Source organism: Staphylococcus ureilyticus (assembly GCF_002902235.1).
Classification (GTDB): domain Bacteria; phylum Bacillota; class Bacilli; order Staphylococcales; family Staphylococcaceae; genus Staphylococcus; species Staphylococcus ureilyticus.
Map to the genome: position 1 here is coordinate 1 of NZ_PPRL01000014.1, position 13,390 is coordinate 13,390.

The following is a 13,390-nucleotide window of genomic DNA, read 5'->3' on the forward strand; positions in this document are numbered from 1 at the left end:
ATTTAATACAGTTTAATTAAATATAAATGTTTATATCATTTTATATACGTTTTGAAATTTTTTAAAAATTAACGTTACATGTTTCCCGAAAGATTTTACTTTACATAGAATATAATTTTTAACAATTATCAGAAAATTAAAATAACATCCTTTTATATCCTTGTATTTTGATAAGAATTATAGTACTATGCATTTATTATAAACATTGGAGGTTCTATTAAATGACATTATATTTACTCGAAGCAAATAATCTTGATTTCGCAAAGTCTAAAAAAGACTTAGAAGATAAAGCAGCAAAACTCACTACTGGTGAAGTACCAACATTAATTGAAGTACAAGCAACAGAAGATTTAACACATGGCTATTTTATTGTAGAAGCGAACAGTGATACAGAAGCTAAACAATTTCTTGAAGATGCATCTATCAACATTAATTTAGTTAAAGAAGTACGTTTAGTAGGTAAAGACTTAGAAGAAGTTAAAAAAGGTGATGCACACGTTGATTATCTTGTTACGTGGAACATCCCAGAAGGTATCACAATGGATCAATATTTAGCGCGTAAAAAGAAAAATTCTGTCCACTATGAAGAAGTCCCTGAAGTTCAATTCCAACGTACTTATGTATGTGAAGATATGTCAAAATGTATCTGCTTATATGATGCACCTGATGAAGACGCCGTTCGTCGTGCAAGAAAAGCTGTAGATACACCTATTGATGATATTGAAAAATTATAACTAAACTTTCTCTTTATATTTATAATTCCACAGGTTTAGTTAGCAAAAGTTATTTATAAGTATGTATCATACTCGTCACACCATTGCTAGCTAACAATCTTATTTAAGCTAAAAATTGGGGTAAACTTATAAATAACCTAAACACTATTCAAGGAGCGGCAATATGAAATCAAATGATACATTTTAGATTTCTGCCGCTTTTTTTCATCAAAAAACATATTAATTAGATAGGAATAATAGAGGTGTTGCCATGATTCGCATTAATCACATCCAACATCAATTTGGAGACCATCGTGTTATCGATGATTTTAATTTAAATATTGAAAAAGGTAAAATAGTTACTTTTCTAGGTAAAAGTGGTTGTGGAAAGTCTACCATGTTAAACATTATAGGCGGATTTTTAACACCTTCGTCAGGTACTGTTAAAATTGAAGATCAATTAAAACAAAATCCATCACCTGATTGTTTAATGATTTTTCAGCATCATAATTTACTGCCGTGGAAAAACATTAATGACAACATTCGCTTAGGATTAAATCGCGAAATGAGTGATGATGAAATCAATAATTATTTAAAATATGTTGATTTAGATCATAAAGGAAAGACGTTTCCAGAGCAATTATCTGGAGGAATGAAACAACGCGTAGCACTTTGCCGTGCACAAGTCCATCAACCCAAAGTCATATTGATGGATGAACCATTAGGTGCACTGGATGCTTTTACACGTTATAAATTACAAGATCAACTTGTACAACTCCAAAAACAATCTACAGCTACGATTATATTAGTTACGCATGACATTGATGAAGCCATTTACCTTTCTGATCACATTATCTTACTCGGCGATGGCTGTAATATTATAAGCCAATATTCAATTGAACAATCACATCCGAGAAATAGAAATGATAGTTATTTATTAACTTTAAGAAATAATATTATGGAAAAATTCGCATTAAACCACCATCAAGCAGAACCTGAATATTACATATAAGGAGTTGTAACTATTGAAAAAAATAATCATCTTTCCAATAATTATGATCCTTATACTAAGTGCATGTAATAATCAATCTATACAGAAGAATAATCAACATAATCAACCGCAAAAGACTTTAAAAATTGGTTATTTGCCAATTACACATTCTGCTAACTTAATGATGACTCAAAAAGTAAAAGCACAAGCTAAACATAATGGTTATAAATTAAAATTAATTAAGTTTAATAATTGGCCAGATCTTATGGATGCATTAAATAGTGGGAGAATTGATGGCGCATCAACCTTAATAGAATTAGCTATGAAATCTAAACAAAAGGGTGCTGATATTAAAGCAGTTGCGCTAGGACACCACGAAGGTAACGTCATTATGGGACAAAAAGGTGAAACGGTAAACAATTTTAATAATGAGCATCAATATCGATTTGCCATCCCTCATCGTTATTCAACGCACTACTTATTATTGGAAGAAATGAGAAAACAATTAAATTTGAATGCTCAAACATTCAGTTATCATGAAATGGCTCCAGCAGAAATGCCAGCTGCCCTAAATGAACATAGAATTTCTGGATATTCTGTGGCCGAACCTTTTGGCGCATTAGGAGAAAAGTTAGGCAAAGGAAAAACTTTAAAACATGGTAATGAAGTGATTCCCGATGCATACTGTTGTGCTTTAGTACTTAGAACTGACTTAATAAAAGATCAAAAACATGTTGCTCAAAGTTTTATATCTGATTATAAAAAAGCTGGATATCGAATGAATGATAAATCACAAAGTGTTGATATTATGTCTAAGCACTTTAAACAAGATCGAAAAGTATTGGAACAATCTGCAGAATGGACATCATATGGCAATTTATCAATTAATGAAGATGGTTATCAAAAAATTACACAGTTGATTAACCAACATCAACTTTTCGAAACACCATCTTATAAATCATTCGTTGATCCAACACTGTATAAGGAGGCATAAGCAGCATGTCAGGTAATTTAATTAAAAAGCAAATTTTACCTATACTAACATTCATACTTTTCTTATTTATTTGGCAATGTGTCATTTGGATTGGAGATTATAAACCGATATTACTCCCAGGTCCTATCCTAGTAGCTCAGAGTATTTGGCATTTTATTATTACCGGGGAAATATTTACCCATCTGGGCTTCAGTTTATTTCGATTTTTTATTGGATTTAGTATCGCAATTTTAATTGGTGTCCCAACAGGTTTTATTTTAGGTCGAAGCACCTTATTGCACACTGCAATAGAACCGTTATTTCAACTTATACGACCTATTTCACCTATAGCTTGGTCGCCATTTGTTGTTTTATGGTTTGGTATTGGTAGTTTACCAGCAATGGCTATCATCTTTATCGCTGCTTTTTTCCCGATTGTATTTAGTACGATTAAAGGCGTTAGGAATGTTGAGCCACAATACTTAAAAATTGCGTCAAATATGAATTTAAGTGGTTGGACGTTATATCGTAACATCTTATTCCCTGCTTCATTTAAACATATTATGGCTGGTATTCACATGGCAGTGGGAACAAGTTGGATTTTCTTAGTTTCAGGTGAAATGATTGGAGCCCAATCTGGACTAGGATTTTTAATCGTAGATGCGCGTAATATGTTAAATTTAGAAGATGTATTATCAGCAATCTTCTTTATTGGACTCTTTGGATTTTTGATAGACAGAATAATTAGTTATTTAGAAAAATTAATTTTAATCAGATTTGGAGAATAAAGGAGTAATTTATATGACTTTACAAAAACGTATTGAAACAGAATTAGATCCCTATGTTATTGAAATTGATGATGGGAGTTATTACCCACGACCATTTATTCAAGGCTTATTTAGAGATGGCTATTTTTCTGAAAATGACTTAAAAAATAATCTAGAAGTCATTGAAGAAGTCTCAAAATCCTGCTTAACTACAGGTTTTTGTCTATGGTGTCAATTAGCATTTTCAACTTATTTACAACACGCAAATCAACCACATTTAAATAAAACTTTACAGCAACAGTTGTTAAATGGAGAAATTTTAGGAGCAACAGGTTTATCTAATCCTATGAAATCTTTTAACGATTTAGAATCATTCAATTTAACACATCATTATAATGACAACACATTAATTATTAATGGCAAATTACCTGCAATAAGTAATATTGCGTCTGATCATTATTTTGGAGCAATTTCTAAAGCAAATGATACAGATGAGTTAGTGATGTTTATTGTAAAAGCGAATCAAAAAGGTATAACTTTAGATGAAAAATCAAATTTCTTAGGTGTCAATGGGTCGGCTACATTTGCTATTGAAATGAAAAACGTAGAGATTCCTGAATCACAAATTATAACAAAAGAAGCAAAAAGTTTTGCTTCTGCCATTCGACCACAATTTGTAGCTTTACAAATTCCTATAGCGCTCGGTTCAATCAGAGCTTCGTTAGATTTAATTCATAAATTTTCTGACGCACAAAATGGCATCAATAAATACTTAGAATTCGATATCAATGCGTATGAAAACCAATATAAACAGCTTAAAAACGCGTTTTATCATATTATTGAAAACGATGATTTAGACGATAATTTTGCTGAACTGATCAAAATTAAAAAAGAAGCTGGTTACCTATTATTAGAAGTAAATCAAGCTTCGATGGTAAACGGTGGTTCTAGAGCATATTCTCCACGTGCGCCACAAGCTCGTAAATTGAAAGAAGGTTTCTTTTTCGCTGCACTTACACCTACATTGAGACATTTAGGAAAATTAGAAGAAGAATACCGCACTACAGTTTAGTAAACGAGTATAGATGGAAAATCAAAATCATCGAAACATAATGACGACATCAAAAATTCGACAATGATATAAAATGATCGTCTAATATAAAAATAAATGGCTAATCCCTATCATCATCAAGTGGATTAGCCATTTTGTATTTAAATTGATTTCGTCGTTTCGACTTTAAACGTTACTCAGTGATATGAGTCACCAAATATTACCCTTTTACTAACCAGTCTATAGCACGTTTGATAGCATAGTCCCAATAAGCATAATCATGCTCACCTGGCCCATCCTCAAAACAATATGAAATTTGCTTTTCATCTAGATATTTAATAAATTTTTTATTATCTTCATGTAGTGCATCTTCTGTACCACACATAATTAATAAATCTGGTATCTCTTTACCTTGTTGAATTGCCTGGTCAACTAAATAATATGGGTCTAAGTCATTACCTGTAGCATTTTTTGAAACACCTGCAATTGCTTCTCCAGAATAATCGTACCAATCATAATCCATGAACGTCTGAGCATCATATACTGCCGATAAGGGACAAGCCTTTGCAAATCGATGTCCCTCAGCTAATGCAAACTTGATTGTTCCGTAACCTCCCATGGAATGACCAGCGATAAAATTATCTTCTCTCTTTTGTGACAAAGGTAAAATTTGATGTGCATAATCAAGTACTTCTAGCACATAATCATAATACTTATGACCAAAAACCATATTACTATAACCACTGTGATCTGCATTAGGCATAATAACTGCAAGTTGATGCTCATTCGCATAGCGCTCTATATTTGTGTAACGCATATACGAAGTTTCATCACTAGACAAACCATGCAGTAATAATAGTGTTTTTAGTGGTTTAGGCTGTGTACCTTTTTTGAAATAACTTTCATCCTCTGGAAGAATTACCATAAAATGATGATGCATACCTATTGTCTTTGAATTGTAATTAATCGATAATAGTGCCAATGATTTCACGACCTTCTATTCATTAATACTTTGCGGCTTAGTTTTACCTCTTTTTTCTGCTTTATGTGCAGGATCTAAACGTTTCTCCAATAATCTTAAACCGACATCTATAATAATAGCGATTAATGCGATTGGTATCGCACCAGCTAAGATAAACGTTGTACCATCTGTAGCGTTTGTTCCTCGGATAACGATGTCACCTAATGTAGGTGCACCAATAAATGAACCAACTGCTACAACACCAATTGCAACAACCAGTGCAATTCTTAATCCACCTAATATGACTGAGAGTGATAAAGGTAACTCAATCATTCTTAATACTTGATTTCGCGTCATACCCATGCCTTTACCAGCATCTTTAATATTCGCATCAACACCCATTATACCTGTATAAGTATTTTTTATAATCGGTAATAGCGCATATAAAAATACTGTTACCACGACTGTAGTAGTACCTAATCCCATGACAAGCATGAGTATCGCTAACATTGCAATAACCGGAACGGTTTGAATAATATTCGCGATAGTAATAATAACACCAGAAAACTTACTATATCTTGCAATTATGATACCAATTGGAATACCAACAATAGATGCAAAGAGTACACCGTAAACAGACATTAATAAATGTTTTAAAAATAAATCCCAAAGGTAGCCATAGTTGACTGAATAATATTCTACTAATTGTTGTAATAAATTACCTTCCATTAGTTTTGACCACCTTTCTTATCATTTTCAAAATAATTATGTTTTTTTAAGAAGTTCTCAGCAACGACTGCTGGTTCTTGTCCTTCACCATCTGCTTGATAATTAAGTTTTTGCATTTCAGATGTCGAAACTTTTTTGTCTAGTTTATTGATGATTGGTTTTAACTCTGGATGTTTATCTAACAATTCATTCGTAGCAACCGCACTTGCATCATATGGTGGGAAAAATTGTTTATCATCCTTTAAAACTTTTAAGTCATACGCTGCAATACGTCCATCTGTTGAATAACCTACAGCTACATCTAAATTATTAGAGTTTAATGCATCATATACTAAACCAATTTGCATTGGTCTGATAGTATCAAATTTAAACCCATATTCTTTTGTAAATCCAGGATAACCGTCACCTTCACGGTTTAACCAAGAACTATCTACACCGAGTTTAAGTTCAGGATGCTTTTTCAAATCAGATACAGTTTCTAAATTATATTTTTCTGCTGTTTCCTTAGTGACCATAAATGCGTATGTGTTAGCAAAACCGTAAGAGTTAAAGAAGGTTTGGTCGAATTTTTTTTGGAAACCATCTTGAGTTGCTTCCATAGCTTTTTTAGGATCTTTAATTGGATCTTCATTTAAGGCACCAGTTAAATCAGTACCATTATATCTAGCACCTGACATATTCGCGTCACCATTTACTAACGCATTGTGTTGAATGGTACTTGATCCTAAATTATTAATTAAAGTGGGTTTAATTTCACCATTTGTATCGTGTTCTATTAACAGTCTCAACATATGAGACATAATTTGTGATTCACTTGTTGCAAGTGCTGTGATTTTAATATCTTGTTCTGAACTGTTGCTACCTAATCCTGGTAAACTACATCCAGATAAGACCGTCAGACACAACACAAGCACAATACAATATTGTTTCAATTTCTTCATAATGTCCTCCTTAAATTATCTGGATACTTTTAATCCCTTAGGTACAGCCCATCTTTCTACTAGTGAAAGTAGGAAATCTACGATCAATGCTAAAGCAGTCACTAATACTGCTGCACTTACAATCATTAATGGGTCATACAAGTTTAATCCATTAAATACAAAATCACCTAAACCACCTGCGCCTACATAACTGGCTAAAGTTGCCCAACTAATTACGTAAACAGAAGATAAACGAATACCTCCTAGTATAAGCGGTAAGGCTAACGGTAATTCCACATCTTTCATTAATTGAAAACGTGTCATACCCATACTTGTGCCTGCTTCTTTAATGTTATCATCTATGTTTTGTACACCTAATACAGTATTGTTTAAGATTGGCAATAATACATAAATAAACAAAGCTACAATTGCAGGTAATTTACCCACACCAAAGATTGGAATCATGACTGCTAACACTGCTAATGTTGGTATCGTTTGTAACACACCAGCAATAGTTAGCACAATATTAGATGTTCTTTTCATTTTTGATAATAAAATACCCAATGGTACAGCGATGACGATAGCAATTAACAAAGCGATGATTGAGATATAGAAATGTTCAACGGTTTTTGATATCAGTTGACCACCATACTGCTCTACAAAATCTTTCATTACTTATCAGCTCCTACATTATCGGGCTCAACAATAGCATTTTTTTGTGCACTAACATCTTCGTCTAACTCGCCCCAAATACTATCGTAAACGATGTCAACTAAGTTTGCTCTTGTAACTAGTCCAATCAATGTCTCTTCATCACTATCTACAACTGGTACATTTCTTACATTTCGTTTTAATATCGTACGCACCGTATCTTGTAATTTACTATCTACTCTTACTCTGTATATATCACGTTGCATCGTGTCAATAAGTTCTTTATGAGCTCGTAAGCCTTGGTTAATATCTTCTATATCTAAATATCCAAGTAATCTATCATTATTACCTACGACAAATAACGTATCGACACGTCGGTCTCTCATAACCTTAACCGCTTCATTTAATGAACTATCTGCATGTACAGTTACTGGTCGGATCATTGCATCTTTGACAGTTCTCATATTAGGTCTATCTTGAATCAATCTATTTTGACCGATAAAGTCACGTACGAAATCGTTTGCAGGATGTCGTAAAATATTATCTGGTGTATCATATTGAACAACTTTCCCTTCAGACATAATACAAATTTTATCTGCCAATTTAATCGCTTCATCCATATCATGTGTGACAAAAATAAATGTTTTACCTAATTTTTGTTGCAGTTCTTTAACCAAATCCTGTAATGTATCTCTCGTAATTGGATCTAACGCACCGAATGGCTCATCCATTAAAATAACATCTTGTTCAGCTGCTAAAGCACGCACAACACCAATACGTTGTTGCTGTCCTCCAGACAATTGTGAAGGATATCTATCTAAGTATTCTTCTGGTAAATCTACTAATTTTATCAATTCTTTAGCTTTTTTCTCTTTCTTTTCATCAGACCATTTTAATAATTTAGGTACTAAGACTATATTCTCTTTAATGGTCATATGAGGCATTAGGCCAATTTGCTGAATCACATAACCAATTTTTCTACGTAATTCAACGGCGTTCATTTTGCGCACATTTTTACCATTGATTGCAATTTCGCCTTCTGTAGCCTCTATCATTCTATTTATCATTCTTAAAGCAGTAGTCTTCCCACTCCCACTCGTACCGATAAACGCTATAAATTCACCAGATTCGATTTCCAATGATATATTATCTACAGCTTTTTTTGTGCCACCATAGACTTTAGATAAGTTTTTTATACTTAACATGTGTTAATTCCTTTCTATATTTGTATTTTCATTTAACATTTCATTTATAAATATAGGGCTAACTGTGGATGTTATACAAATCCGAAAATAAGTAAAAACATGTAGCACAACTAGCCCTACTTTATTCATGTGTTGGTCAAAAATATCAATTTTGACTAATTTTTTTCATCCTATATCTATTAAGATAACTCAACAAATGAAAATAAACAATTTATAACCTTAAGTTTTGTTAATTAAACTATTGAAATTAATTATCAATTCAATAGCTCAAAACAATGTTTCAAAAATATTATTTTCGTTTTATGCCAATCAGTCGACCTAATTCTTTTGGCGCTTCATGAATTGTTCCAACTTTAGCATAATCATCTATAGCATTTTTTATTTGTTCAGGGAAAGCTGCAGGTCTGCCTATTGTAGTGTCCATGCCCATAAGCATTACTTCATATGTTGCACAACGGTTATTTTGAGCATCTACTAAAGTCATAAAAACGTGTAAACGCTTGGCATCATAATCATATAGACTTACGTTCACAGTAATAAGCTCCGCTACGCTTATTTCTTTTAAATACACTACATGATTTTCTAAAGTGAACACTGTATAATTCAATTTTTTAATTGTACTCACATCTAAGCCTAGTGATGCCAACCATGCATCTGTGGCATCACTAAATACTCGATTATATTCAGCATCATTCATGTGCTGATTATGATCGACCCAAATATCTTTAACAGTGGTTTGATATTGAAATTGAGTCATATGAACCTCCAATTATTTAATACCCTTTTTCATTGATGCAGTGTCTTCTGGCCAATATGCTTCAGCTAATTCTTTCACTTTAACTAGGAATTCATTACGCTTTTGATCTAATTCTGACATCGTTTGCCCTTGTGAAGCCGTTTCACAACCATTTACCACATTATCATATAAATCCTGAGTTAGTTCAGGCGCAATTAATTTTGTCCATGGTTTCTTCAGTGCTGGACCAAATTGTTTCAACATATGACGCATGCCGCCTTCTCCTCCAGCAAGATGGAATGTCATAAATGGTCCATACTGTGCATAACGTAAACCTGCTGCATGGGTAAATGCTTTATCTACTTCTTCAGTAGTTGCTATTCCTTCATTAACAATGTGTAATGATTCTCGCCATAGTGCCTCCATCAATCTATCTGCGATGTGTCCTTCAATTTCATGTCTGACATGTAGCACATCCATACCAATGCTTTCGTACACTTTTTCTGCTTCTACTGTGACAGCTTCAGTTGTTTCTTTACCAGGTACAATTTCAACTAATGGCAAAATGTATACTGGGTGAAACGGATGTGCAACAACCAAACGTTCAGGATGTTTTAAATTTTGTTGTAATTCTGAAGGCATAATGCCAGAAGTACTAGAACCAATAATGGCATCCTGACGTGCATAGGTATCGATTTCAGATAATACCTGTGCTTTTAGTTCTTCAATTTCTGGAACATTTTCTTGAATATGATCTGCATCTTTAACAGCCTCTTCTAAGCTTACCGTAAACGATAAATTCTCTAAAGACGCACCCTCTGCTAAACCTTGTTGCTCAGCATATGGCCAGTTTTGTTTCACTTGTTTTAACATGCTTTCATAAGCACCTTCACTGGGATCTGTCGCAATTACTTCGTGACCATGCGCTAAAATACGCGTAATCCAACCACTACCTATAACGCCCGTACCTACAACTGCAAATTTCATTATTTGCCTCCTTTAGGATCTCTAAGTTGGTATTGCTCACGCGCTTCAGCCGGTGTCATTGGCTCTATATCCAATGTTTTTAGTATTTCAACTGCACGTTCAACTAATTGTTCATTTGAAGCTTTAACACCTTTTGATAAATACAAGTTATCTTCTAAACCTACGCGGACATTTCCACCACGTTTCGCCGCTTCTTCTACAGTAGGTAGTTGCATTCTCCCAATACCAAAAGCTGACCAATGTGCATTTTCAGGAATACGTGTTTTAAAATATTCAATTGTCTCTGCATCGTTTTCAGCACCCCATGGAATACCTAGACAGAATTGGAACATGGGTTCGCCTTCAATGAGACCTTCATTAATTAATTGTTTTGCAAATGAAATATGCCCACTATCAAAGCATTCTAATTCAGGTTTTACACCTGCATCTTTTACTAATTGTGCTTGTTTTCTTAACCAATCAGCTGGGCTTAAGTAAACAGCGTCACCCATATTCACACTACCACAATCAAGTGTGCACATTTCTGGTAATAATGCGCCAATCGCTTCATGTCTTTCTTCAGGTGTTTGCATATCTGAACCTTCACCTGCTGTATATGGGTCTTCAAGGTTAGGAATAAAATCTCCGCCACCACCTGAAGTAATATTAATAATAATATCTTCATCAGCTTCTCTTATTAATCTTACTGCTTCTTTAAAAAATTCAACATCATGGCTTATGCCGCCTGTTTCTGGGTCACGTGCATGAATGTGTGCAACAGTAGCCCCTGCTTTCGCACATTTAATTGCTGAATCTGCAATTTCCTGAGGTGTTACAGGAACACTTTTATTTTTTTCTACAGTATCTCCAGCACCTGTTAAAGCTGCTGTTAGCATAACTTTTTTCATATATAAACCTCCAACAGAGTTTTGATCACAGTTGATAGTGTACCAACCGGACGGTTTAGTTTCAACCCTTGCTACAGCTAAAAAAAGGGATAAGTGATGGTTTGTCATCACTTATCCCTATAGCATCAATACTTTCAACGAATCGAAAATTTTATTATTTTTTTATAATTTCAACTTTTTCATGCATCTTTTAATTCGATTTGCTTCTTTTCTGTATAAGATGTTAGTCGTTCTAAAACTTTTGCTCTCATTGTTTCATCAAGTGCGTCTAGTCCAAATATTTCCGATAACCATAAGCCGTCCACTGCTAAACGTATGATTGTTGCATCGACTTTATCAATGCCATCTTTTTCAATTTTTTCTTGCCAATCTTTATAGGTATCTTGTAGTGGTAATAATAAATTACTATTAATACCCTGTGCAGCCAGCATACCAGAAGTAATTGATGCATTTTCTGAACGGTGTTCTCTAGTAGCTTCAATAAATGCACGCAATAATTTGCCAACTTCTTGTGACTCATTTTTAACATGTTCATTCACATTATTTCGATACAACTCATCTGCATGATCCACAAGTCCTTGTATCAATGCGAATTTATTTTTAAAATGATACAGTAAACCACCTTTACTAACACCTGCTTTTTTAGCAACTGCATCAAGTGTTAAATACTCACTACCTTGCTCATTTACGATAGCCGCTGCTGCTTCTAATAGTTGAATACGTTTAGACACTCTTGCCATATCTACACCTTCTCTTACAAAATATTACTTGATTCATCTACTATATTTATATTTGAGCAAACTATAAACGATAAATGACAAAGTTGCAAGATTAATCTGGATTTTATAAACGACGCGATATCTATTTTTAAATAAATACGATGGTTTGGTTCAACCAAAATACGATTAAAAAATTTTGACAACCACGAACACTTTTTTGTCATTGAAGACTTAAGTCATGCTATAGCTTAATTGGTTACTTATCATTCATACCTTTACCTTCTAGGATATGATTGATATACTTTTCAACTCTATTTTCCCTTGTTGAAGCACGTTTAGCTTGACCTATATAATACATATATTGACGTTGTCTTCCAGGCGTTAAATTATTAAATGCTTCTTTTAACTCTGACGAAGCTTCTAATTTATTTTTCAATTCCTCAGGCATATCGAATTCTTCTGTCGTTTTCATCGGTACTTTTTCCCCCGACTTTTCTACTCTAATGGCTTCTTCTACATACCAAGCAATTTCATCTTTACGTTGTTCTATTTCGTCTAAACTTTCAAATCTCAACTGGCGAGCAGCTTGAACATTTTTCGTTTGTTGAATCAAAGTATGATATGGATCTTTCATAATGGCACCTTTTTCAAATAACAATGCACAATAATGTTTAAAATCTTGAATGATAACAACATTTTTATTGTCCAAAGTATAACAAGGATGCATCCATTTATAATCTTCTGTTAATTCTGTTTGATTGATTATATTTCTTAATACTTTAAAAGCATCTTGCCATTGATCTAAGCGTTCAATAAACGCATCTACTTTATCGTTTTTAATTGATTCACTCATAAAAAACCGCCTTTTATTTTAATTTTACTATAAATATATACATTTAATCTATACTATCTTTTATATCATGTTAACGTCTTATTTTCTAAGAATATAATACTTATTTATATCTTTAATAATTCAAAATATTTCTTTAAACCATTTTTAAATGTGCTCAATTCAGATAATCCTTTATTGATCTTCTTAACACTACTCTCGTACAAAACCTATATATTGTCATACTAATACCTGTCTCTTATACACATCT

15 protein-coding genes are annotated in these 13,390 nt (G+C 33.2%); 5 read left to right on the forward strand and 10 right to left on the reverse strand.

Annotated elements, in window-relative coordinates:
* The first annotated feature begins 221 nt into the window (after positions 1 to 221).
* The 5 genes from CD150_RS02020 to CD150_RS02040 all read left to right on the forward strand — a co-directional run bounded on the left by CD150_RS02020 (position 222) and on the right by CD150_RS02040 (position 4,516).
* Positions 222 to 734: a DUF4242 domain-containing protein gene (locus CD150_RS02020; protein ID WP_019468800.1), complete on the forward strand. Its 513-nt coding sequence runs from the start codon at positions 222 to 224 to the stop codon at positions 732 to 734.
* Between the two features lie 250 nt (positions 735 to 984).
* Positions 985 to 1,725 (forward strand): ABC transporter ATP-binding protein, encoded by a 741-nt coding sequence (locus CD150_RS02025; protein ID WP_073344084.1) that lies wholly within the window; start codon positions 985 to 987, stop codon positions 1,723 to 1,725.
* 13 nt (positions 1,726 to 1,738) lie between these two features.
* Positions 1,739 to 2,698 carry an ABC transporter substrate-binding protein gene (locus tag CD150_RS02030; RefSeq protein ID WP_046207560.1) on the forward strand — a complete coding sequence of 320 codons (960 nt, stop codon included), beginning with the start codon at positions 1,739 to 1,741 and terminating at the stop codon, positions 2,696 to 2,698.
* A 5-nt stretch (positions 2,699 to 2,703) separates the two neighbouring features.
* Positions 2,704 to 3,465, forward strand: coding sequence for an ABC transporter permease (locus CD150_RS02035; RefSeq protein WP_073344086.1), 762 nt, complete (start codon positions 2,704 to 2,706; stop codon positions 3,463 to 3,465).
* 13 nt (positions 3,466 to 3,478) lie between these two features.
* Positions 3,479 to 4,516 carry an acyl-CoA dehydrogenase family protein gene (locus CD150_RS02040; protein ID WP_073344088.1) on the forward strand — a complete coding sequence of 346 codons (1,038 nt, stop codon included), beginning with the start codon at positions 3,479 to 3,481 and terminating at the stop codon, positions 4,514 to 4,516.
* 199 nt (positions 4,517 to 4,715) lie between these two features.
* On the opposite strand, the gene CD150_RS02045 is transcribed toward CD150_RS02040, so the two are convergent.
* The 10 genes from CD150_RS02045 to CD150_RS02090 form a co-directional block, all read right to left on the reverse strand.
* On the reverse strand, positions 4,716 to 5,477 hold the full coding sequence (locus CD150_RS02045) for an alpha/beta hydrolase (RefSeq protein WP_073344091.1): 762 nt from the start codon (positions 5,475 to 5,477) through the stop codon (positions 4,716 to 4,718).
* 15 nt (positions 5,478 to 5,492) lie between these two features.
* Positions 5,493 to 6,185: an ABC transporter permease gene (locus CD150_RS02050; RefSeq protein WP_019470117.1), complete on the reverse strand. Its 693-nt coding sequence runs from the start codon at positions 6,183 to 6,185 to the stop codon at positions 5,493 to 5,495.
* Positions 6,185 to 7,126, reverse strand: coding sequence for an osmoprotectant ABC transporter substrate-binding protein (locus CD150_RS02055; RefSeq protein ID WP_070657958.1), 942 nt, complete (start codon positions 7,124 to 7,126; stop codon positions 6,185 to 6,187). Before CD150_RS02055 ends, CD150_RS02050 begins: the two co-directional genes overlap by 1 nt.
* A gap of 15 nt (positions 7,127 to 7,141) precedes the next feature.
* On the reverse strand, positions 7,142 to 7,777 hold the full coding sequence (locus tag CD150_RS02060; protein ID WP_019470115.1) for an ABC transporter permease: 636 nt from the start codon (positions 7,775 to 7,777) through the stop codon (positions 7,142 to 7,144).
* On the reverse strand, positions 7,777 to 8,961 hold the full coding sequence (locus CD150_RS02065; RefSeq protein ID WP_019470114.1) for a betaine/proline/choline family ABC transporter ATP-binding protein: 1,185 nt from the start codon (positions 8,959 to 8,961) through the stop codon (positions 7,777 to 7,779). Before CD150_RS02065 ends, CD150_RS02060 begins: the two co-directional genes overlap by 1 nt.
* Positions 8,962 to 9,250: 289 nt before the next feature.
* The gene (locus CD150_RS02070) at positions 9,251 to 9,718 is read right to left on the reverse strand and encodes a thioesterase family protein (protein ID WP_064209301.1); all 468 of its coding nucleotides are present in this window, start codon (positions 9,716 to 9,718) and stop codon (positions 9,251 to 9,253) included.
* Positions 9,719 to 9,730: 12 nt separating this feature from the next.
* Complete coding sequence (locus tag CD150_RS02075; RefSeq protein WP_019470112.1) at positions 9,731 to 10,684, reverse strand: 3-hydroxyacyl-CoA dehydrogenase NAD-binding domain-containing protein; 954 nt, start codon at positions 10,682 to 10,684, stop codon at positions 9,731 to 9,733.
* Entirely contained in the window at positions 10,684 to 11,571 is an 888-nt protein-coding gene (locus CD150_RS02080) for a beta-keto acid cleavage family enzyme (protein WP_019470111.1), read from the reverse strand. The genes CD150_RS02075 and CD150_RS02080 overlap by 1 nt, the downstream gene beginning before the upstream one ends.
* Positions 11,572 to 11,750: 179 nt before the next feature.
* Positions 11,751 to 12,311, reverse strand: coding sequence for a TetR/AcrR family transcriptional regulator (locus tag CD150_RS02085; protein WP_064209299.1), 561 nt, complete (start codon positions 12,309 to 12,311; stop codon positions 11,751 to 11,753).
* A gap of 235 nt (positions 12,312 to 12,546) precedes the next feature.
* Complete coding sequence (locus CD150_RS02090; RefSeq protein ID WP_046206813.1) at positions 12,547 to 13,143, reverse strand: YdeI/OmpD-associated family protein; 597 nt, start codon at positions 13,141 to 13,143, stop codon at positions 12,547 to 12,549.
* Positions 13,144 to 13,390 lie beyond the last annotated feature (247 nt).

What these genes read in the sequence shown, in the direction of transcription:
- CD150_RS02055 (WP_070657958.1), bottom strand. Translation starts at nt 7,126, where the DNA reads ATGAAGAAATTGAAACAATATTGTATTGTGCTTGTGTTGTGTCTGACG.
- CD150_RS02085 (WP_064209299.1), bottom strand. Translation starts at nt 12,311, where the DNA reads ATGGCAAGAGTGTCTAAACGTATTCAACTATTAGAAGCAGCAGCGGCT.
- CD150_RS02025 (WP_073344084.1), top strand. Translation starts at nt 985, where the DNA reads ATGATTCGCATTAATCACATCCAACATCAATTTGGAGACCATCGTGTT.
- CD150_RS02070 (WP_064209301.1), bottom strand. Translation starts at nt 9,718, where the DNA reads ATGACTCAATTTCAATATCAAACCACTGTTAAAGATATTTGGGTCGAT.
- CD150_RS02060 (WP_019470115.1), bottom strand. Translation starts at nt 7,777, where the DNA reads ATGAAAGATTTTGTAGAGCAGTATGGTGGTCAACTGATATCAAAAACC.
- CD150_RS02020 (WP_019468800.1), top strand. Translation starts at nt 222, where the DNA reads ATGACATTATATTTACTCGAAGCAAATAATCTTGATTTCGCAAAGTCT.
- CD150_RS02040 (WP_073344088.1), top strand. Translation starts at nt 3,479, where the DNA reads ATGACTTTACAAAAACGTATTGAAACAGAATTAGATCCCTATGTTATT.
- CD150_RS02050 (WP_019470117.1), bottom strand. Translation starts at nt 6,185, where the DNA reads ATGGAAGGTAATTTATTACAACAATTAGTAGAATATTATTCAGTCAAC.
- CD150_RS02035 (WP_073344086.1), top strand. Translation starts at nt 2,704, where the DNA reads ATGTCAGGTAATTTAATTAAAAAGCAAATTTTACCTATACTAACATTC.
- CD150_RS02090 (WP_046206813.1), bottom strand. Translation starts at nt 13,143, where the DNA reads ATGAGTGAATCAATTAAAAACGATAAAGTAGATGCGTTTATTGAACGC.
- CD150_RS02075 (WP_019470112.1), bottom strand. Translation starts at nt 10,684, where the DNA reads ATGAAATTTGCAGTTGTAGGTACGGGCGTTATAGGTAGTGGTTGGATT.
- CD150_RS02065 (WP_019470114.1), bottom strand. Translation starts at nt 8,961, where the DNA reads ATGTTAAGTATAAAAAACTTATCTAAAGTCTATGGTGGCACAAAAAAA.
- CD150_RS02080 (WP_019470111.1), bottom strand. Translation starts at nt 11,571, where the DNA reads ATGAAAAAAGTTATGCTAACAGCAGCTTTAACAGGTGCTGGAGATACT.